Origin of the sequence: Amycolatopsis ruanii, assembly GCF_003385175.1 — a bacterium.
GTDB lineage: Bacteria > Actinomycetota > Actinomycetes > Mycobacteriales > Pseudonocardiaceae > Amycolatopsis_E > Amycolatopsis_E thermalba.
Genome location: NZ_PQHY01000104.1, coordinates 1 through 19503 on the forward strand (window position 1 = coordinate 1; position 19503 = coordinate 19503).

At 73.3% G+C, this 19503-nt stretch carries 19 protein-coding genes and 1 pseudogene; 10 read left to right on the forward strand and 10 right to left on the reverse strand.

Annotation, left to right across the window (positions count from 1 at the left end; translation table 11 throughout):
• Nucleotides 1-450: 450 nt before the first annotated feature.
• The 4 genes and pseudogenes from D0D28_RS32580 to D0D28_RS37175 form a co-directional block, all read left to right on the forward strand.
• Nucleotides 451-1977 (forward strand): TROVE domain-containing protein, encoded by a 1527-nt coding sequence (locus tag D0D28_RS32580; RefSeq protein ID WP_116114943.1) that lies wholly within the window; start codon nt 451-453, stop codon nt 1975-1977.
• A gap of 136 nt (nt 1978-2113) precedes the next feature.
• Nucleotides 2114-2728, forward strand: a complete 615-nt coding sequence (locus tag D0D28_RS32585; protein WP_116114945.1) for an excalibur calcium-binding domain-containing protein — start codon at nt 2114-2116, stop codon at nt 2726-2728.
• Nucleotides 2725-3354, forward strand: a complete 630-nt coding sequence (locus tag D0D28_RS32590) for a class F sortase (protein WP_116114947.1) — start codon at nt 2725-2727, stop codon at nt 3352-3354. Before D0D28_RS32585 ends, D0D28_RS32590 begins: the two co-directional genes overlap by 4 nt.
• 297 nt (nt 3355-3651) lie before the next feature.
• Nucleotides 3652-3744: pseudogene (locus D0D28_RS37175) on the forward strand (hypothetical protein); the annotation flags it as partial.
• Nucleotides 3745-3885: 141 nt separating this feature from the next.
• Here the strand turns inward: D0D28_RS37175 and D0D28_RS32605 are convergent.
• Nucleotides 3886-4506 carry an SAM-dependent methyltransferase gene (locus D0D28_RS32605; RefSeq protein WP_116114949.1) on the reverse strand — a complete coding sequence of 207 codons (621 nt, stop codon included), beginning with the start codon at nt 4504-4506 and terminating at the stop codon, nt 3886-3888.
• Nucleotides 4493-5509 carry an NAD(P)/FAD-dependent oxidoreductase gene (locus D0D28_RS32610; protein ID WP_116114951.1) on the reverse strand — a complete coding sequence of 339 codons (1017 nt, stop codon included), beginning with the start codon at nt 5507-5509 and terminating at the stop codon, nt 4493-4495. Before D0D28_RS32610 ends, D0D28_RS32605 begins: the two co-directional genes overlap by 14 nt.
• Before the next feature lie 128 nt (nt 5510-5637).
• Between D0D28_RS32610 and D0D28_RS32615 the strand changes: the two genes are divergently transcribed.
• A complete protein-coding gene (locus D0D28_RS32615; protein ID WP_116114953.1) occupies nt 5638-6714 on the forward strand; it encodes a carboxylate-amine ligase in 1077 nt (358 codons plus the stop codon).
• On the opposite strand, the gene D0D28_RS32620 is transcribed toward D0D28_RS32615, so the two are convergent.
• The 8 genes from D0D28_RS32620 to D0D28_RS32655 form a co-directional block, all read right to left on the reverse strand.
• Nucleotides 6701-7306 carry a bifunctional 4-hydroxy-2-oxoglutarate aldolase/2-dehydro-3-deoxy-phosphogluconate aldolase gene (locus D0D28_RS32620; RefSeq protein ID WP_116114955.1) on the reverse strand — a complete coding sequence of 202 codons (606 nt, stop codon included), beginning with the start codon at nt 7304-7306 and terminating at the stop codon, nt 6701-6703. The two genes, D0D28_RS32615 and D0D28_RS32620, sit on opposite strands and share 14 nt — an antisense overlap.
• The gene (locus D0D28_RS32625; protein ID WP_116114957.1) at nt 7293-8048 is read right to left on the reverse strand and encodes an IclR family transcriptional regulator; all 756 of its coding nucleotides are present in this window, start codon (nt 8046-8048) and stop codon (nt 7293-7295) included. Before D0D28_RS32625 ends, D0D28_RS32620 begins: the two co-directional genes overlap by 14 nt.
• Entirely contained in the window at nt 8048-8947 is a 900-nt protein-coding gene (locus D0D28_RS32630) for a sugar kinase (protein WP_116114959.1), read from the reverse strand. The genes D0D28_RS32625 and D0D28_RS32630 overlap by 1 nt, the downstream gene beginning before the upstream one ends.
• Before the next feature lie 306 nt (nt 8948-9253).
• Nucleotides 9254-10057: a helix-turn-helix domain-containing protein gene (locus D0D28_RS32635; protein WP_094006129.1), complete on the reverse strand. Its 804-nt coding sequence runs from the start codon at nt 10055-10057 to the stop codon at nt 9254-9256.
• Between the two features lie 22 nt (nt 10058-10079).
• Nucleotides 10080-14078: a SpoIIE family protein phosphatase gene (locus D0D28_RS32640; RefSeq protein WP_116114961.1), complete on the reverse strand. Its 3999-nt coding sequence runs from the start codon at nt 14076-14078 to the stop codon at nt 10080-10082.
• Between the two features lie 41 nt (nt 14079-14119).
• Entirely contained in the window at nt 14120-14485 is a 366-nt protein-coding gene (locus D0D28_RS32645; protein ID WP_116114963.1) for an STAS domain-containing protein, read from the reverse strand.
• 87 nt (nt 14486-14572) lie between these two features.
• Nucleotides 14573-14986, reverse strand: a complete 414-nt coding sequence (locus tag D0D28_RS32650) for a DUF6292 family protein (RefSeq protein ID WP_094006126.1) — start codon at nt 14984-14986, stop codon at nt 14573-14575.
• A gap of 166 nt (nt 14987-15152) precedes the next feature.
• The gene (locus D0D28_RS32655; RefSeq protein ID WP_094006125.1) at nt 15153-15521 is read right to left on the reverse strand and encodes an STAS domain-containing protein; all 369 of its coding nucleotides are present in this window, start codon (nt 15519-15521) and stop codon (nt 15153-15155) included.
• Between the two features lie 148 nt (nt 15522-15669).
• Between D0D28_RS32655 and D0D28_RS32660 the strand changes: the two genes are divergently transcribed.
• From D0D28_RS32660 to D0D28_RS32680, 5 genes are all read left to right on the forward strand, one after another.
• Complete coding sequence (locus tag D0D28_RS32660) at nt 15670-16539, forward strand: STAS domain-containing protein (protein ID WP_116114964.1); 870 nt, start codon at nt 15670-15672, stop codon at nt 16537-16539.
• Nucleotides 16539-16916, forward strand: a complete 378-nt coding sequence (locus D0D28_RS32665; protein ID WP_094006123.1) for an STAS domain-containing protein — start codon at nt 16539-16541, stop codon at nt 16914-16916. The genes D0D28_RS32660 and D0D28_RS32665 overlap by 1 nt, the downstream gene beginning before the upstream one ends.
• The gene (locus D0D28_RS32670) at nt 16913-17338 is read left to right on the forward strand and encodes an anti-sigma regulatory factor (protein ID WP_094006122.1); all 426 of its coding nucleotides are present in this window, start codon (nt 16913-16915) and stop codon (nt 17336-17338) included. Before D0D28_RS32665 ends, D0D28_RS32670 begins: the two co-directional genes overlap by 4 nt.
• Complete coding sequence (locus D0D28_RS32675) at nt 17335-18333, forward strand: SpoIIE family protein phosphatase (RefSeq protein ID WP_116114965.1); 999 nt, start codon at nt 17335-17337, stop codon at nt 18331-18333. Before D0D28_RS32670 ends, D0D28_RS32675 begins: the two co-directional genes overlap by 4 nt.
• Nucleotides 18330-19503, forward strand: a 1174-nt coding sequence (locus D0D28_RS32680; RefSeq protein ID WP_116114966.1) for a PP2C family protein-serine/threonine phosphatase, incomplete at its 3' end; no start/stop codon positions are given. The genes D0D28_RS32675 and D0D28_RS32680, both read left to right, overlap by 4 nt.

Below are 19503 nucleotides of genomic sequence, written 5' to 3' on the forward strand. Positions count from 1 at the left end.
GGCATTACGGTGTGACACGAGAGCCTCCGGCCTGGCGTGGGTCCTAGACAAGCCACACCCCAACCGGAGGCTCTCCCCATGTCAACACCAGCCAGCCGCTACCAACGTCCTGGCCAAGTACAGCTAGCTGTAGTGCCCGACGAGGTTGGTGACGCGTGGAGGTAGGCCCATTCATCGGCCAGGGCCGCCTTGATCAACCCGACGCACCGACACACTGTCCACGATCCCTGCCGCCAGCACGCCGCAAAAATCGGTTCGGATCCGGGAGTTGCGGCGTATCCTGATCTTCGCACGCCGGTCACCTCGGACAGGCCCGGTGCGCAGGCGAGGGTTACTTCCGGTTCACCAGGTTCGACTCCTGCGCCTCCGCAAGGAGGTGGAAACCTTCACCGACTCCTTCTCGGGCCTGTCCGAGGTCGCCGGCTCCCCTTTTTCCCCTGCGAGGCCGGCATGTCCAAGTTCAACCTGCTCCGCCGAAGACCGGCGAACCGGTCCCCGATCGTCACGGCCGCGGTGCCCGGTGTCGTCAACCACCAGGGCGGCACCGGTTACGCCCGCGACACCAAGTCCGAGCTGTTCCTGCTCGCGGTCGCGAACATGGTCGGCGAGGACACCTTCTACGAGCAGGCGGGCGACCGGGACAGCCGCTACGCCGAGCTGGTCCGCCGCGCCGCGCTCGGCGATCCACAGTGGACGGCGCGGTTCCTGCGCTGGCTGCGCACCGAGGCGAACATGCGCTCCGCCTCGCTCGTCGGCGCGGCCGAGTTCGTCAAGGCACGCCTGGACGGCGGCGCCGACGACGGGCCGTCCAACCGCGCCGTCGTGGCGAGTGTGCTGCGGCGGGCGGACGAGCCGGGCGAGCTGATCGCGTACTGGTTCAGCCGCTACGGCCGCCGCCTGCCCAAGCCGGTCAAGCGCGGGGTCGCCGACGCGGTCGGGGCGCTGTACGACGAGCGGTCGGTCCTGAAGTGGGACAGCGGTAGTCGCGGTGTGCGATTCGCCGACGTGCTGCGCCTGGTGCACCCGCAGCCGCGGGACGCCGTGCAGGACGCGCTCTTCGGGCACATCCTGCGTGGCGGTACGGCGCCGGAGCTGACCGTGCTGGCCCGGCGGCGGACGCTCATGGCGCTCCCGGTGGAGCGTCGGCGAGCGGCCCTGGACCCCGCGGAGCTGCGGACCGCCGGCATGACGTGGGAGGCGCTGGCCGGGTGGCTGCAGGGCCCGCTGGACGCGGCGGCGTGGCAGGCCGTCATCTCGGGCATGGGGTACATGGCGCTGCTGCGCAACCTGCGCAACTTCGACGAGGCCGGGCTGCCGGACGAGGTGGCCGACCGCGTCGCGGCCCGGCTCGCCGAGCCGGCCTCGGTGGCGCGGTCGCGGCAGTTCCCGTTCCGGTTCCTGTCCGCCTACCGCGCGGCGCCGTCGCTGCGGTGGGGGCCGGCGCTGGAGCGCGCCCTGCACGCGTCGCTGTCCAACGTGCCCTCCCTGCCGGGGCGGACGCTGATCCTGATCGACCGGTCCGCCTCCATGTGGATGAGCGGCAGGCGGTCGGCGGTCACGTTCGCCGACCAGGCCGCCCTGTTCGGGTGCGCGCTGGCGGTGCGGGCGCAGCGGCCGACGGTGGTGGTGTACGGCTGGGACAGCCGCGAGGTGCGGGTTCCGCGCGGCGGGTCGCTGCTGCCGTTCGTCGACAGCCTCGACAAGTTCCCGGCCACCAACACCGCGGCGGCGGTGCGCAGGCACTACCGCCGCCACGACCGGGTCGTCATCGTCACCGACGAGCAGTCGGCCACGGCGGACGCGTCGATGGGTGTGCCGGACCGGGTTCCGCTGTACGTGTGGAACGTCGCCGGGTACGCCACCGGCAACACGCCGTCCGGGCTGGGCACGCGGCACACGTTCAGCGGGCTGACCGACGCGGCCTTCCGGATGATCCCGCTGCTGGAGTCCGGCCGGGACGCGGACTGGCCGTTCTGACCCGCGAACAAGGTCCGAATACCGACATTATCGGGAAAACAGTTTCCGGAATTGCGCGAGTAACGTTCGTTCATTCCGGAACGACAAAGCGGCTGAATCTTCCCCGAGATCGTTTCCCCGGAAAAGGACGTCCCCCATGCGCATGATCAGTCGCGTTCTCGGCACGGCCGCAGTGGCGGGTATCGCACTGCTGGGTCCGGCACCTGCGGTTTTCGCGCAGCCCACCGACAAGTACGACTGCAGCGATTTCACCTACCAGGAAGAGGCGCAGGCCGTTCTCGACCAGGATCGGTCGGATCCGTACGGCCTCGACGACGACAACGACGGCAAGGCCTGCGAAACCCTGCCGAGCAAGGGCGGGCAGCCGTCCACGCCGTCCACGCCGTCCACGCCGTCCAGCACCGTCACCCAGGCCCCGCCGGTCGTCACGAGCACCAAGGCCGCCCCGGCGGACCTGGACTGCGCCGACTTCGCGACCCAGGCGCAGGCCCAGGCCGTCCTCGACGCCGACCGCAGCGACCCGCACCGCCTGGACGCCGACCACGACGGCATCGCGTGCGAGACCAGGTTCGGGGAGAAGAACACCACCGGCGGCGGTTCGCAGGTGAAGGTCAAGCCGGTCGGTGGCGTGGACACCGGCGGCGGCGACGAGGGCACCGACGCGGGCGCGGCCGTCGCGGTCGGGGCGCTCGTGCTGGTCGGCGGCGGCGCCGGCACCATGCTGCTCCTCCGGCGGCGCGCCGGCCGATGAGCACCACGCGCTGGCGCCGATGGCTCGCGTTCGCGGCCATCGGCGCCGCCCTCACCGCCTGCGGCTCCCCGGCCGAGCCGCAGCCCGCGCCGGCCGCGCCGCCGACATCGGCGCTGCCGGCGCAGACCACCACGCCGGTCACCACCCCGGTCGACGGACCCCTGCCACACTCCCGGCCGGTCACACTCGAGGTGCCCTCGATCGGGGTCCGCACCGGCCCGATCATCGACCTCGGCCTGACCGACGACGGCGCGCTGGAGGTCCCGGAGGACGCCGTGACCACCGGCTGGTTCACCGGCAGCCCATCACCGGGGGAGGACCTGCCCGCGGTGCTCGCCGCGCACGTCGACTACAACCACGTGCCCGGCACCTTCCACCGCCTCAAGGACACCAAGCCCGGCGACCAGGCGATCGTGCACCGCGCCGACGGGACCACCGCCGTGTTCACCGTCTACCGCGTCGAGCGATACCCGAAGTCGCGGTTCCCGACCGACGACGTCTACGGCGACACGGCCGGGCCGGAGCTGCGGATGATCACCTGCGGCGGCGACTTCGACCGCTCGACCCGCAACTACGCGGACAACGTCGTGGCCTACGCGCGCCTGTCCCAGACCTACCGCAGCTGAGCCACGCCAGCGCCTCCGTCGGCGTCAACCCGGCGCCGCCGAACAACGGGAGCGGCGGCAGCACTGCGGTCCAGTCCTGGGTGAGCGCGTACCTGGCGGTCACCGCGACCCCGGTGAGCACCCCCACCACCCCGCCGAGCAGGGACAACGCGCTGAACGACGATTCCGACAACCGCTGCGCCGCCGGCGCCTCCGCCCGTGCTTCGCCCGCGCGACGCGATCCTCTACAACGAGCCGCGCGGCTCGGTGCGCACGGAGGTGAACGGGGCGCTGGTCGTGGAGAACACCGGCCCGCCGGTGCCGGCCGAGGCGCTGCCCGGCCTGTTCGAGCCGTTCCGCCGCCTGACCGGCGACCGCACGTCCCACACCAACGGCGCCGGCCTCGGGCTGTCGATCGTCCGCTCGATCACCACCGCCCACGGCGGTTCCGTGCGGGCGGACCCGGGGCCGCGCCGGTGGCCTGCGGGTCACGGCCGACCCGCCCGAGGCGTGACCGCGGAGCCGGTGACCGCGGCTCCGTGGTGGCAAGCCCTAGCGTCGCGCCCGCACCACCGCGTCGTGGATGGTCACCGGGTTGCCGTCCGGGTCGGTCGCGGCGCGGGGCCGCGCCTCGGCCCCCTCCACCGTCCACCCGGCGGGCAACCAGCTCGCCACCTCCTCCGCGCTGCTGAACCGCTCGGGCACGTTCGGCCGCCCCATCGTGGTCTCCAGGTCGCGCGCGTCGTGGTGCACCAGCAGCAGCGTGCCGCCCGGGGTGACCCACTCGGCGAGCCGCCCGGCCAGCTCACGCAGCTCCGCGTTGCGCAGGTGCAGGAACTGCGCCGAGATCAGGTCGAAGCGGCGGTCACCCGGGTCCCAGGTCCGCACGTCGGCCCGCACCCACTCGATCCGCTCCCCGACTCCGGCCTGCGCGGCGTGCTCGGCCCCGCGCCGCAGCGCGGTCTCGGACAGGTCCAGCGCCGTCACGCGCCAGCCGCGCCCGGCGAGCCAGCAGCTGTCGGCTCCCTCGCCGGCCCCGATGTCCAGCGCCGCGCCCGGCGGGAGGTCCGCGGCCTCGGCGACCCGCTGCGGGTTCGGCCGTCCACTCCAGACCGCGGTGTGCGAGCGGTACCGCTCCTCCCAGAACTCCTCGCCGTACTCATCGGATCCCATGGCGCCGCACCCCTCCCACGAGTTCGCCGACCTCGCCCTCACGGGCGAACACCCCGGCGCGGTGCGCGGCGACCGCCTGCCGGGTGTCCTCCGCGACGAGGTCGGCGTTGATCGCCGCACCCGCCGTCAGCCCGCCGGACGCCGACACGATCACCTGCGCGGTCACGTTCGCGACGTTCCCGGCGACCCACACGCCCGGCACCGCGGTGGCACCGGTCGGGTCGGCCGCCACGTACGTGCCGACCACGTGGCCCTGCACGACCTGCTCGGTCACCTCGAGGCCGAGCGCGGTGAGCAACCCGGCGCGCGCGGTGAACCGGGGCGCGACCACGACCACCTGCCGCGGCACGACCTCCCCGGAGGCCATCCGCACGCCGGTCAGCCGGTCCTCGCTCACCTCGACGGCCGCGACCTCGCCTTCGACCACGCGGATCCCGCGCGCGGCCAGCTCCTCGCGCTGCTCGTCGGTCGCCTCGGGCGCGTGGTGCCGGAACACCGTCACGTCCGCGCTGAGCTGCCGCCACAGCAGTGCCGCGTGCACGACCAGCGGGTTGCTGCCGATCACGCCGATCGCCTGGTCACGCGCCTCCCAGCCGTGGCAGTACGGGCAGTGCAGCACGTCGCGCCCGAACCGCTCGGCGACCCCGTCGATGTCCGGCAGCTCGTCGACCAGCCCGGTCGTCACGAGCAGGCGGCGCGCGTGGACCGACCGGCCGTCGTCCAGGGTCACCTCGAACCCGTCCCCGGTCCGGGCAGCCGCGGTCACCGTGCCCGTCACGACCTCGCCGCCGTACCCGGCCACCTCGTCGCGGCCGATGGCGACCAGCTCGGCCGGCGGGGTGCTCTCCCGGCCCAGGTAGTTGTGCACGTGCCCGGCCGGGGCGTTGCGCGGCCGGCCCGCGTCGACCACCAGCACCGACCGGCGCGCCCGGGCCAGCGCGAGTGCCCCGGCCAGGCCTGCCGCGCCGCCACCCACCACCACAACGTCGTACTTCTCGTCCATGGCGGCGACTATCCGCGCGCCCGGTTGAGGTGACAAGAAAATTTGCCGGGATGGCAAAGAGCCTGCCGTCCGGGCTTGAAGAGCCGGGGAGCGGGTAAACAGCGGCCACCGAGTGGAGAGGGCGAGGCTTGGACCAGATACCGACGTTCGGTGTGGAAGAGGAGTTCCTGCTCGTCGACGATCAGGGACACCTGTCGGACCGTGGTCCGGAGGTGGTGGAGGCCGCCGAGCGGCCGGACGGCGACGTGCAGCGCGAGCTCGCGCGCAGCCAGGTCGAGCTGGCGACGCAGGTGTGCCACGGCGCGGAGGAACTGCTCGACCAGCTCACGCACTTCCGCTCGCGGCTGGCGGGCGAGGCCGCGAAACGGCAGCTGCGCCTGATCGCGACCGCGACGCCGCTGCTCGCCGAGGAGCACCCGCCGGGGCTCACGCCCACCCCGCGGTACCGGCGCATGGGCGAGCACTTCGGCCTGATCGCGCGCACCGGCACCACCTGCGGTTGCCACGTGCACGTCAAGATCCCGGACCGGGCCACGGGTGTGCGGATCAGCAACCACGTCCGGCCGTGGTTGCCGGTGCTGCTCGCGCTGACCGCGAATTCGCCGTTCGACAGCGGCCACGACACCCGGTACAGCAGCTGGCGGCACGTGCTGTGGTCGCGCTGGCCGTCGGCGGGCCCGCCACCGCTGTTCGGCTCGCTCGGCGAGTACGAGTCCCGCGTGGCCGCGATGCTCGAATCCGGCGCGATGCTGGACCGGGGCATGATCTACTGGGACATCCGGCTGTCCGAGAAGCGTCCGACGCTGGAGTTCCGCATCAGCGACGTCGCGGCGACCGCGCGCGAGGCGACGACGCTGGCGGTGCTGGTGCGGGGTCTCGTGCTGACCGCACTGTCCGAACTGGACTACCCGCCGCCGCCGCTGCCCGTCGAGGTGCTGCGGGCCAACCTGTGGCGCGCGGCCCGCGACGGCCTGGAGGGCTCGGCCCTGCACCCGGAAACCGGCCGCCTCACCCCGACTCCCGTGCTGGTCGGCCAGCTCGTCGAGCGGATTCGCCGCGCCCTCACCGAAACCGGCGACCTCGGCTTCGTGGTGGAATCGCTGAACTGGGTGCGCGAGCACGGCAACGGGGCCCAGCGTCAGCGGCGTGCCTTCGCCGCCAACGAGTCGCTCACCGACGTCGTGGACCTGCTCAGCCTGCGATAGCTCGCTTCAGCGCGGCCAGCGCGCCGGGGTCCGCCAGTGCCGAACCGACCGCGACCGCGCGGCATCCGGCGGCGAGGAAATCGGCGGCGTTGCCGGCGGTGGTCCCGCCGGTGGCGACGAACCGCACCGACGGGAACGGCGCGAGCTGCGCGGTGATCCAGTCCGCGCCCAGCTGGCGGGCGGGAAACGCTTTCAGCCACGTGTTGCCCAGGGCCAGCGCGTGCGCGATCTCGGTCGCCGTCGCCACGCCCGGCAGGTGCGGCAGGCCGAGCCGCTGCGACTCGGCGACCACGTCCGGGTGCAGTCCGGGCGCCACGGTGAACTCGGCGCCGGCCTCCCGCACCGCGCTCAGCTGGTCCACTGTGGTCACCGTGCCCGCGCCGACGCTTCTGCCCCGCTCGGCCGCCGCCTCGACGGCCGCGCGCAGCGAGGGCATCGCGTCCGGCGTCTGCACCGGGATCTCCACCAGCTCCACACCGAATTCCCAGGCACGCGTGCACATGTCCACAGTGGCCTGTGGATCGAGGCCGCGGAAGATGCCCAGCACGGGGTTGCGGTCGAGGTGCGCGGCGAAGAAGTCAGCGGCGTCCATGGTCGTCTCCTCCCCAGCCCAGTGCCCGGGAGACCCGGTGGGCGGCGGTCCGGTACTCGTCGAGGTGGGCACGCAGCTCGGCCAGCGGGGCGACGACCTTGAGCGCGGTGACGGACAGGCTGTGCGTCACCTGGCCGCGCGCGTCGTACACCGGCAGTGCCACGCAGTTCAGGAAGTCCTCGTGCTCGCCGTCGTCCTCGGCCCAGCCGCGCTCGCGGACGCGGTCCAGCTCGGCGGACAGCTCCTCCGGGCCGGCGACCGTGGTCGGCGTGAAGCGCTGGTAGTCGCACAGGGACAGCCAGCGCGCGCGATCCGGCTGGTGGGCGAGGATCGCCTTCGCGACACCGGCGGTGTGCAGGATCGCCGGCAGCCCGATGCGCGAGCCCATCGCCACGCTGCCCCGGCCGTCGATCTTGTCCACGTACACCACGCGGTCGCCGGCCAGTTCCGCGAAGTGGACGGTGTGCCCGGAGCGTTCGCTCAGCTCCTGCAGGATCGGCCGGGCCAGCGCGCGGGCCTCGACCTGGTCCAGGGCGAGCTGGCCGTAGGCGATGAGCTGGAACCCCATGGCGTAGCGGTGGTCCGGAACGCGGCGGACGAAGCCGCCCTCCTCCAGGGTCTGCAGAATCCGCAGCGCGGTCGACTTGTGGACACCGAGGTGGTCGGCGATCTCGCCGAGCGTGCGGTGGCGGCGGGAGACGAACGCGACGATGCCGATGGCGCGGGCGACGGTCTGGGACATCAGCCGAGTTCCGGGACGATCTCGGACGCGGGCGGCAGCTCGGCGAAGTCCGACGGCTCTTCGAGCACGCGCGCGGCGGCGTAGTGGCCCAGCCTGAGGCGGGTCATCTCGTCGCGGTCGTCGAGGAATCCGCTGAGCCACCCCGCCGCGAACGCGTCCCCGGCGCCGACGGCGTCCACCACGTCGACCTTTGTGGACGGTGCGCGGTGGACTCCGCTCGGCGTGAAGCTGACCGCCTCGATCGCCGCGTCCTTGACCACCAGGTAGCGCGGCCGGTCGAGGAAGGCGCGCACGCTCTCCGCGTCGGTCGTGCCCCACAGGGCCTCCGCTTCGTCGCGGCCGACGAAGACGATGTCGCTGTCCTGGGCCAGTTCGCGCAGGACCTCGGGCACGTCCCCGTCCCACAGCTGGGGGCGGTGGTTGACGTCGAAGCTGACCAGACCGGGGCCGCGGACGAGAGCGCGGGTGGCTTCGCGGGCCTGGCCGGAGAGGGCGGCGGTGATGCCGGAGACGTGCACGAGGCGCGCGGGCCGGGCGGTCCAGCGCGCGATGTCGGCGGTGGTGATGGCGGAGGCGGCCGAGCCGGCGCGGTAGTAGTAGACGCGGGTGCCGGCCGGGGTGGGGTCCTTGAAGTAGACCGCGGTGGGGCGGTGCTCGTCGCGGCGGACCAGGGAGGTGTCGACGCCGTGGCGCTGGAGGTCGTCGAGCACGAGGTCGCCGAGGGGATCGGCGCCGAGTGCGCTGGCCCAGGCCGCCCGGTGCCCGAGGCGGGCCAGCAACGCCGCGACGTTCGACTCCGCACCGCCGGGCCGCAGCAGGAAGCGGCTGCCCGAGACCAGACGACCACCCGCCTCGGGCGTGACCATGACCATGGTCTCGCCGACCGTCAGCACGTCCACTGGATGGCCTCCGTTGCGTATGTTGCAATGCGGTTGTTCTTTTTGCAATATATCAGGTGGAGGGGTGTGGTGGTGCGGACCGTTGCCACCCCTCGCGGGCCCGCCGTGTCAAGCGGCGCGCGCACCGCCCAACCACCGCGGCGATCCCGGGGGCAGCCAGCCGTCGCCGAGCTGGGCCTGGTCAGGACCGCCGCGCGCACCGCCCCACTCCACCCCCACGGCAACCCCCTCCCGGGGGTGGCCTCGCGTCGCGAAGCTGGGCGTAGTCACGAGCGGGGCAGCCAGCCGTCGCCGAGCTGGGCCCGGTCAGGACCGCCGTGCGTAACGTCCGGGGGGCTCTCCCACCACGGCGGTGAATTCGCGCGTCAGGTGGGCCTGGTCGGCGTATCCGAGGTCCGCCGCGAGCGCCGCCCAGTCCACCGTCTCCGCCCGCGCCGCGCGCTCGGCCGCGTCGTAGATCCGGTACCGCCGCAGCACCCACTTCGGGCTCACGCCGACGTGGTCGGCGAACGCGCGCTGCAGCTGCCGCACGCTCAACCCGCCCCGGGCGGCCAGGTCCTCGACCCGCCGCAGGTCACGGTCGCGGGCCGCGAGTTCGGCGAGGGCGGTCGTGTCCTCCGATGGCTGACGCTCGTCCGGCACCAGCGGGGCGAGGGCCGCGTCGACCAGCTTCGCGATCTCGGCGCCGTCGGTGCCGTCCGCGAGCGCCGCCATCACCGCGGGTTCGGCCGGGTGCAGCGCCGGGAACCCGTCGGCGAGCGGGCGGACCGTGTCGGTGATCGTGGCCAGCGGCCGGCCCAGGAACGGCCGGAACCCGCCGGGCCGGAACATCACCCCCAGCGCCCGGCCCCGCCCGGACAGCCGCCGGGTGAGGCGCTCGGTCCGCACGCCGGTGACCGTGCCGCCGTCGTCGGCGAACACGACGTTGACCACCGGGTGCACGAGGACGTCCTGCTCGTACACCTCGGGCAGGTCCCACGAGACGAACCAGTAGCGGTCGACGAACCGGTCCACCCCGGGCGAGGGCGGGAACCGGGTCAGCTCGAAGCGCCGCAGCCCCGCCCTCGGGTGCAGGATGCCGCGGCTGTCCCGCTCGACCGGCTCGACCACGCCTGCGAGGGTAGTCGCGCCGTCAGTCCTTCCAGGTGCGCCTCATGCGGACTCGGCTGCCCTGCTCGCCGGGCGTGATGTCCACCTCCGTCATCAGCGCGCGCATCAACCCGACCCCGCGGCCGCGGATTCCGGGGTCGGCGGGTGGCGGTCGCCAGGTGCCGTCGTCGGTGATCACGACCTCCACGCCACCCTCGTCGGCCGCCGCGGTCAGCGTCAGGGTGCCCTCGCCGCTTCCGGAGTACCCGTGTTCGATCGAGTTGGTGCACGCCTCGTCCACGGCGAGGATCACGTCCTGCGCCGCCTCGTCCGGGACGTCGGACTGGGCCAGCCACTGCCGCAGGTCCCGCCGCATCTCGACCAGGCTCCGCGGCACCGCGGGCAGGTCCAGGCGCAACGGCCCGGGCGGGTGCACGTACACCAGCACCGCCACGTCGTCGTTGTGCCCGGCCGGCGGCAGCAACCGGTCCAGCAGGTGCTCGGTGATCTCGGCCGACTGGCGGCGCGGCACCTCCCGCAACGCCACCCGCGCGCCCTCGATCGCCTCGTCGATCGGCTGGCCGTGCCGCTCCACCAGACCGTCGGTGTAGAGCAGCAGCACCGAACCCGGCCGCAGCGGCACCGTCGCGCGTGGGCGATCCGCCGACCGGCGCACCGCCAGCGGCACCGACAACGCCTGGTCCAGCAGCTGATCACTGCCGTCCGCGTGGCTCAGCACCGCCGACGGGTGCCCGGCACTGGAGTACGTCACTACCCCGGCCTCCGGATCCACCACCGCGCAGAACACGGTGGTGCACAAGGCACCCGGGATCTGCCGCGCGAACCCGTCCAGCTGGTCCAGCGCCCGCGCCGGATCACCGTAGCTGAGCAACAACGCGCTGCACGCGCTGCGCAGCTGCCCCATCACCGACGCCGCCGCCAGCCCGCGCCCCACACAGTCCCCGACGACCACCGCGATCCGGCCGTCCGGCAACCGCGCCACGTCGTACCAGTCGCCGCCGACCTCCAGCGGCCGCACCGCCGGCTCGTACCGCACCGCGAACCCGCCCGGCAAGTCCGTGGGGCCCAGGATGGCGTGCTGCAACGTCAACGCGACCGCCCGCGCCTCGTCGTAGCTGCGGGCCCGGCCGAGCGCCTGCGCGAGCTGGGCCACGAGCATCCCGAACAGCGCCCGCTCCTCCGCACCGAGCACCTGGTCCGCCCGCTCGGCCCACACCACCGAATCGCCGCTGCCCAGCGCCGCGCCGAGTTCGCGGCCCGCCTCGGGCGGCCAGATCTGCCCGGGCGGCTGGCGGCGCGCCCGGTCCAGCCGCTCGTACAGCTCCGGCTCCAGCTCGTCGAACGAGCCGGCCTCCGGATCACCGGCGACCAGACCGCCGCTCTCCACCGTCGGCCACACCGCCGCCACCACGCGCGTCGCGCCGAGGATCACCCGCAGCGCGGACACCCCGGCGTGCAGCACCTCGGACACGTCGGTCGCGGCCGCCAGGTCCGCGGCGAACGCGGCCAGCACCGCCTCCCGGTCCGCCGCCTTCTTCTCGACCGTGACGTCCCGCAGCGTCCCGACCAGCCAAGCGCGCCCGTCACCCTCGGCGACGCGCGTGAGGGTCAGCGCGGCCCACGCCTCACCGCCGTCCGGACGCCGGACCACGACCGACACCTCACGGCCGTCGCCGAGGTGGCGCACCAGGTCCCCGGCCGGCACGCGGGCCGCGTCCTCGCCCAGCCACGGGTACGGCCACGCCATCGGCAGGCTGTCCGCGCCGTACCCGGTGATCGCGGTGAACGCGGCGTTGACCTCGACCACGCCACCGCCGCTGTCGGCGACGAACACTCCTTCCCGCAACGACTCGAACAACGCGCGCCGGAACTCCGACTCGCGCCGGCGCAGACCGGACAGCACCAGGTTCGCCCGCACCCGCGCGAGCAGTTCCGCGCCGGAGAACGGTTTCGGCAGGTAGTCGTCGGCGCCGGCGTCCAGACCCGACACCGCCGCCTCGACCCCGGCCCGCGCGGACAGGAACAGCACCGGCACCGACTTCGTGGCCGGTTCCGCGCGCAGCGCCCGGATCAGCCCGAACCCGTCCAGCCGCGGCATCATCACGTCGGACAGCACGAGGTCCGGCCGGTGCCGCCGCGCCAGCTCCAGCCCCTCGACGCCGTCCCGCGCCAGCAGGACGCGACCCACCGGGCGCAGCATCCGCGCGATGAACCGGCTCAGATCCGTGTTGTCCTCGACCACCAGCAACGTCGGCCCGGACCCGTCCCCGGTCGCCGGCTCCGGCTCGCTGTCGGCCCGCCACTGCAACGCTTCGTCGCGGTAGGCGGGCGCGACCGTCAGCGCGCGGTCGGTGGGCGGTGGCGCGACCGCCGCGAGCGGCAACCGGACCGAAAACGTGCTTCCGGTCCCCTCCACCGAATCCGCCGACACCGTGCCGTCGTGCAAGCGCACCAGTTCCCGCACCAGCGCCAGCCCGATCCCGGCGCCCTCGTGGGACCTGCCCTCGCGCCCGCGGGCCCGGTGGAACCGCTGGAACAGCCGGGGCAGCTCGTCGGCCGGGATCCCGACCCCGGTGTCGGCGACGGTCAGCTCGGCGTGCCCGTCCGACTCGCGCAGCCGGACCGCGACCCCGCCCTCCCGGGTGTACTTCAGCCCGTTGGACAGCAGGTTGAGGACGACCTTCTCCCACATGTCCGGATCGACCTCCACCGCGCGCGACAACGGCGGGCAGTCGATCTCGAACCGCAGCCCGGCGCGCCGCACGGCCGGGGCGAAGCTCTCCGCGATCCCGGTGGTCAGCGCGGCCAGGTCGTGCGGCGCGGCGGCCGGCTGCAGGCGTCCCGCCTCGATCTTGGCGAAGTCGAGCAGGTCGTTGACCAGCCGCCGCAACCGTCCGGCGTTGCGGTGCACCAGCTCCAGCCGTTCGCGCTGACCGGGCGGCAACGGCTCGTCGGTGTCGGCGAGCGCGTCCTCGGCCGGGCCGGCGATGAGGGTCAGCGGGGTGCGGAACTCGTGGCTGACGTTGGCGAAGAACTCGCTCTTCGCGCGGTCCAGTTCGGCCAGCGCCTCCGAGCGCCGCCGCTCGCTCTCGTAGGCGAGCGCGTCGGTGATCAGGCTCGACACCTGTCCACCGAGCAGTTCGAGGAACGCGCGGTAGTCCGCGTCCAGCGCCTGGTAGGCCGACACCCCGAGCACGAGCGCGCCCACCGGCTCGGCCCGCCCGGCGGCGACCAGGGGCAGCACCACCGCCTGGTCCGGCGCGGCCGTGCCGACCACCACCGGCTGCACGAACTCCGGCCCGAACCGGTGCCGCAGCCCGTCGCACACCCGGGTTTCGCCGTCCCACAACGGCCACACGGCGGCCCCGCCGCGATCCAGCACCGCGGGCGCGGCCCGTTCCCCCGGCCCCACCCCGTAGGCCGCGGCCAGCGTCGCCCGCCCGTCGTCGAACAGGTAGGCCAGCGCGAACGGCAGGTCCGCGCCGTGCCGGCTCAGCGCGGTGACCGCCGAGCGCGCGGTCTGCGTCACCGACCCGGCGGCGGACACCTCGCCGAGGTCGTTGAGCACCGCCAGCCGGCGCTGCCGGATCACCTGCACCGTGGTGTCCTGCACCGCGACCAGGATGCCGAGCACCGCGCCGCGGTCGTCGGAGATCGGGCTGTAGGAGAACGTCCAGTACGTCTCCTCCAGGTAGTTGTGCCGGTCCAGGAACAGCAGCTGGTTCTCCGAATACGTGGCGCCCCGGCCGGTCATCACGTGCCGCGTCAGCGGGCCCAGCTCGGCCCACGCCTCGGCCCAGCACTCCGACGCCGGGCGACCGAGGTAGCGCGGGTGCTTCTCCCCCATCGCCGGGCGGTAGGCGTCGTTGTAGAAGACCGTCAGCTCCGGCCCCCACCACACCAGCATGGGAAACCGCGACGAAAGCACCAGGCGCAGCGCGGCGTGCAGCTCCGCGGGCCAGTCCTCGACGGGGCCGAGCGCGCTCGCCGACCAGTCGCGGCCGGCGACCATCGCCCCCATTTCGCCCAGTGTGTCCAAATAAGACGTATCAGCGGGACGCGTCATCGACCGGGCCAGCCCTCACCCAGTGCGCACTCGACCGTCTCGGACACCGTGAACACCTGCCGCAGATCGGCCGCCTCCAGCGCGCGCAACACGACGCGGCTCGACGCGACCAGGCGCAGCGGAGTGCCCGCTTCGGCGCACCGCTGCTCGGCCTCGACCAGCAGGGACAACCCGGCGGAGCCGAGGAAGTCCACGCGGGACAGATCGACGATCACCGGCTGCGGCGGCGAGGCCGCGCGGCGGGCCTGGTCCATCTCGCTGATCATCGCGGGCGCGGAACACAGGTCCACCCCGCCGGACACGGTCACCACGACGGCGTCCCCGGTCACCCGGTGCCGCACCGAGAACGCTTCTTCGGTCACCGAAACCTCCCGGACACGCGTAGGGGCACCTGCGGGTGCGTTCAGCCTAGTGCGGGTCCGGGAAGTCGGCACGATCTGCTTGCGGCGTCAGCCGGCCAGCGCGGGTGCGGCGTAGGCGGCCAGCCGTTCCCCGACGTCCGCCGGATCCCACGCCGGCGGCTGGAGGACACCGGTCGCGACGCCGTCGCACAGGTCCTCGGCGAACCGCGCCACCACCCGCGGCGCGGGCAGCACGTCGGTGCCGAGGTAGGCCAGGACGATCAGGTCCTCACCGCAGTGCGATTCGACGACCAGCGACCAGCCGGTGTCCTCGCTCCAGATGAGGGCCGCGTCGCGGTCCGGGAACTCCGGAAGGCGCCGTTCCAGCGCCAGGTACGCGTTGGCCGGTGGTGGATCGATCTGCACGAAGTAGGCGTTGCCGCCCAATCCCAGAGCCTCGGTCACCAGTCGCACGTACCGCCGCAGTCCCCGCGCCTGCGCGTCCTCGTATTCCAGGTACATCTGCCCTCGCACTTCGCCCACCGGAAAGCCGGCGGGGCGCCACTGCTCGACACCGCGCCGGAAACCGGCCCCTGACGGGTTTGAAACCGCTCATGGCCCAGCCGGGCTACCCCCGGCTGGCGAATCCCAAACCTGCCATTCACCGTGGGTGGGCGTGAGGGCTTGGTCACGCCCGGGCGGTGGGTGACTCCTCACCCTCGATGGTGAACGACCCCAGCAGCCCGGTGATGTCCAGGATCCGCCGCGCGTAGCGGTCCACGTTCGCCAGCTTCACCGTGCCGCCCCGCTCCTCCGCGCTGGTCTTCGCCCTGATCAGAGCGCTGATGCAGGCCGAGTCGAAGAAGTTGAGGCCCGCGAAGTCGAGCACCAGGTGGACCACCCCGGATCCGAGCAGCTTCTCCACGGCCTGGTCCAGCTGGTCCACCGCGCCGTGGTCGATCTCGCCGAGCAGCAGCACACGTCCGCTGTCCCCGCTGGCCTCCGTGCGCACCACGGAAGCCGTGGCGGACCTGGTCGCGCCTTCGTCCGTCGTCATGGTTCGAACTCTCTCCAAAATCGTGGCGTCGGCTTCGGCCCCGGTTGTCGCCCGGCGCCCGTGTGCAATAAGTTTGCCGCAAAGCAACGAACTTCGTGGATTGTGCTCGCGTGCCCGCGACCGTCCACCATGCTGGAGCCTGGGAGCGATGACGACAACCTCCGACCGCCAGATCACCGCCGTGGTCAGCGATTTCCTTGACGCCCAAAAGGAAACGATCGTCGCGCAGTGGGCTGCCTCACCGTTCTTCCGCTCCGTGGCGCAGGATTCCGACCAGGCCGCCGGCGACAGCGCCGAGGTCCTGCGCGGGGTGCGCCGGGCCATCGCGGCCGGTGACGCGGACAGCCCGGCCGCCGAGGGCTTCAACGACCTGCGTTCGCTGCTCACCGCGCTCGCCTCGCAGCTGGACGGCAACGAGGGCGTGAGCGCGCGCACCGCCGTCGAGGTGAGCGACCTCAAGAAGCCGCTGCTGCGCCTGTGGCAGCAGGAGGCCGATGCGGACCTGCTCACCGCGGGCGCCTTGCTGCTCTCCAGCGCTGTGGACACCCTGCGGATCGTGCTCGTCGAGTCCGCGCTGGCCGCGGCCAAGGAGACCCTGGCCATCCAGCGCGACCAGCTGACCGAGCTGTCCACCCCGGTCATCAAGCTGTGGGACGGCGTGCTGGCCATCCCGCTGATCGGCACCCTGGACAGCATGCGCAGCCAGGTCGCCACCGAGAGCCTGCTGCAGGCGATCATGACCCAGCAGGCCAAGGTCGCGATCCTGGACATCACCGGCGTGCCGACGGTGGACACGATGGTGGCCCAGCACCTGCTCAAGACCGCGATGGCGGCCCGGCTGATGGGTGCCGAGTGCGTGATCAGCGGCATCCGCCCGCAGATCGCGAACACGATGGTGCAGCTGGGCATCGACCTCGGCGAGGTCGCCACCCGGGCGCGGCTGGCCGACGCGCTGGCCTACGCCCTGAGGCGGCTGGGCCTGGAGGTCGGGTCGTCCGCGGGACCGGGCGTGGTCTGATGGCGGGCGTCCCCATCGTCAACCTGAGCGGTGTGCTGCTGGTCACCATTCAGGAGGAGCTCCTCGACCAGTCGGTGGCCGAGTTCGAGGCCGAACTCACCGAGAAGGTCGTGGAGACCCGCGCCCGGGGCGTGCTCATCGACGTGTCCGTGCTGGACATCATCGACTCGTTCCTCGCCCGCACCCTGCACGACATCGCCGCCATCACGTCGCTGATGGCGGCGCGCACCGTCGTGGTCGGCATGCGGCCGGCCGTGGCGATCACCCTGGTCGAACTCGGCCTGACCCTGCCCGGCCTGCTCACCGCGCTCTCCGTCGAGGAGGGTCTCTCGCTTCTCGCCCCGCCGGCGGGGCCCGTGCGGACGGCGCTGCGGTGACACGCGCGCCTTCGACGAGCACGGTCGCCATCCACGACGAGTACGACATCGTGCATGTGCGGCACGCCGCCCGGGAGGCGGCGTCCACCGCGGGGTTCAGCCTCGTGCAGCAGACCAAGCTGGTCACCGCCGCCAGTGAACTGGCCCGCAACGCCCTGGTCTACGGGGGCGGCGGGCAGGCGGAAGTCGCCGTCGAGGACCTCGGCGGCAACCCGACCGTGCGGATGACCTTCACGGACAAGGGTCCGGGCATCCCGGACGTGGAGGCGGCCATGGCGGACGGGTTCACCACCGGTTCCGGCCTCGGCCTGGGCCTGGGCGGCGCCAAGCGGCTGGCCGACCAGTTCCGGATCGAGTCCGTGCCCGGCCGCGGGACCAGGGTGGAGATCAGCATGTCCGTCCGCCGGAACACCGGCCCGTGACCCGCGACGACCTGGTCGTGACCGAACCGAGCCACGTCGGCCGCGCCCGGGTGATCGCCGCGTCGGCCGCCGCCCGCGCCGGGCTGCCCCTGGACCGGGTGCACCGGGTGTCGCTGGCCGCCACCGAGCTGGCCTCCAACCTGCTCAAACACGCCGGGCGCGGGGTGTTCAGCGTGGTGCCCGCGCTGGGCAGGCTGGACGTGCTCGCGGTCGACTGCGGACCGGGAATCGGCCGGATCGAGGACAGCATGCGCGACGGCTACTCGACCACCGGCACCCTCGGCGGCGGCCTCGGCGCGGTGCGCCGCGCGGCGGACGTGTTCGACGTCTACAGCCGCCGTGGCCAGGGCACCTCGGTGCTCGCGCGGTGGCACGGGGAGCCGTCGCCGGTGCCCGGCGGGCTGCGGATCGGCAGCGCGATCCTCACCGCTCCGGGCGAATCGGAATGCGGCGACCGCTGGACGGCGCTGACCGCGGACGATAGCGTGACCATCGCGCTGAGTGACGGCTTGGGCCACGGCCAGTTAGCGGCCAGGGCCAGTGACGCGGCGATCTCCACCGTCGCGGCACACACCGAGCTGCGGCCGGCTCGTATCCTGGAGCTGATGCAGCCGTCCCTCGCTTCCACCCGCGGCGCGACCGTGGCCGTCGCGCAGCTGACACCGGCGGAGGGGCGCATGCGGTTCTGCGGGGTGGGCAACGTGTCCACCCGGTTCTACCCGGACCAGGACACGTCCGTGCAGCGCATCGTGTCCCGCCACGGCATCGTCGGCGTCGCCGCCCGGCCGCGGCCCTCCGATTCGGTGTACCCGTGGTCGCCCCGCAGCTGGCTGGTCCTGCACACCGACGGCATCTCGGACAAGTGGAGCAGCAGCGACTGGCCCGGGCTGTTCAACCACGACCCGGCCACCGTCGCCGGCTGGATCCTGGGCCAGCGCGGCCGCGGGCGGGACGACGCGTGCGTGGTGGTCGTCGCGGGAGGTGGCGCACGGTGACGGAGGCCACCACCGAGGATCTGCTGCGCGAGCTGCGCGAGACCATCGCCCGGCAGGAACGGGAGCTGCGGCTGCACCAGTCGGAGCTGGAACAGACCAACGCGGGCCTGCTGGCCCTGCACGCCGAGGTGGAGCTGCAGCGCCAGCGCTCGGCGTTCCTGGACGAGGTCAGCCGCAGCGTGTCCGCCTCGCTGCGCGGCCGGGAGGTCGTGGAGGCCCTGGTCGGGCTCATCGAGCGGGAGAACCTGGCCGACTGCGCCGGCGTGTGGCTGGTGACCAGCGAGAACCGCGCCCTCAGGCGGCTGCCCCGGCCGGAGAGCGCGCCGGACGCGGACGTGAAGCGGGTCGCCACCGGGCACCAGCCGCACATCGAGCCGAAGCGGCTGCTGCTGCCCCTGACGGTCGGCCCGCACCTGCTCGGCGTGCTCGAGCTGCACCGGGACAGCGAGTTCACCGGCGACGAGGTGTCCTTCCTCACCGCGGTCGCCGCGCGGTCCGCGGTCGGCCTGCGCAACGCCGGCGAGTACGAGCGGGAGCGCGAGCTGGCCGAGCGGCTGCAGCACGCGATGCTGCCCACCCTGAGCGCCCCGGACGACCTGGAGCTGTGCGCGCGGTACCGGCCGGCCGCGACCGGGGTGAACATCGGCGGCGACTGGTTCGACGCGTTCACCCGGGCCGACGGCACGATGGTGCTCACCGTGGGGGACGTCACCGGGCACGGTCTCGACGCCGCCGTGGTGATGGGGAAGCTGCAGAACGCGCTGCGCGCCTACACCGCCGAGGGGCACGGCCCGGCGGAGGCGCTGCGGCTGGCCCACCACCTGCTGCGCGGCCTGGACAGCACGCTGTTCGCCACCGCCGTGGTCGCCGACCTGGAACTGGACACGGGCCGGATGCGCTGGGCCAGCGCCGGGCACCTGCCGATGCTGACCTGCGGCGCGGACGGGGTCCGGTACCTGGAGCGGCCGAACGCGCCGATGCTGGGTGTGCCGTTCGCGTTCGACATCGCCGAGTACGAGGAGACCATCGCCCCGGGCAGTGACCTGCTGCTCTACACCGACGGTCTGGTGGAGCGGCGGGCCGAGGTCCTCGACGACGGACTGGACCGGCTGACCGGCGCGTTCGCCGGCGTCGCCGCGCTGCCCACGGACGAGGCGGGCGACCGGATCC

Coding starts and splice junctions, on each gene's coding strand:
- D0D28_RS32660 (WP_116114964.1), top strand. CDS start 15,670: ATGACGACAACCTCCGACCGCCAGATCACCGCCGTGGTCAGCGATTTC.
- D0D28_RS32650 (WP_094006126.1), bottom strand. CDS start 14,986: ATGTACCTGGAATACGAGGACGCGCAGGCGCGGGGACTGCGGCGGTAC.
- D0D28_RS32580 (WP_116114943.1), top strand. CDS start 451: ATGTCCAAGTTCAACCTGCTCCGCCGAAGACCGGCGAACCGGTCCCCG.
- D0D28_RS32610 (WP_116114951.1), bottom strand. CDS start 5,509: ATGGACGAGAAGTACGACGTTGTGGTGGTGGGTGGCGGCGCGGCAGGC.
- D0D28_RS32590 (WP_116114947.1), top strand. CDS start 2,725: ATGAGCACCACGCGCTGGCGCCGATGGCTCGCGTTCGCGGCCATCGGC.
- D0D28_RS32625 (WP_116114957.1), bottom strand. CDS start 8,048: ATGTCCCAGACCGTCGCCCGCGCCATCGGCATCGTCGCGTTCGTCTCC.
- D0D28_RS32640 (WP_116114961.1), bottom strand. CDS start 14,078: ATGGGGGCGATGGTCGCCGGCCGCGACTGGTCGGCGAGCGCGCTCGGC.
- D0D28_RS32665 (WP_094006123.1), top strand. CDS start 16,539: ATGGCGGGCGTCCCCATCGTCAACCTGAGCGGTGTGCTGCTGGTCACC.
- D0D28_RS32655 (WP_094006125.1), bottom strand. CDS start 15,521: ATGACGACGGACGAAGGCGCGACCAGGTCCGCCACGGCTTCCGTGGTG.
- D0D28_RS32620 (WP_116114955.1), bottom strand. CDS start 7,306: ATGGACGCCGCTGACTTCTTCGCCGCGCACCTCGACCGCAACCCCGTG.
- D0D28_RS32605 (WP_116114949.1), bottom strand. CDS start 4,506: ATGGGATCCGATGAGTACGGCGAGGAGTTCTGGGAGGAGCGGTACCGC.
- D0D28_RS32585 (WP_116114945.1), top strand. CDS start 2,114: ATGCGCATGATCAGTCGCGTTCTCGGCACGGCCGCAGTGGCGGGTATC.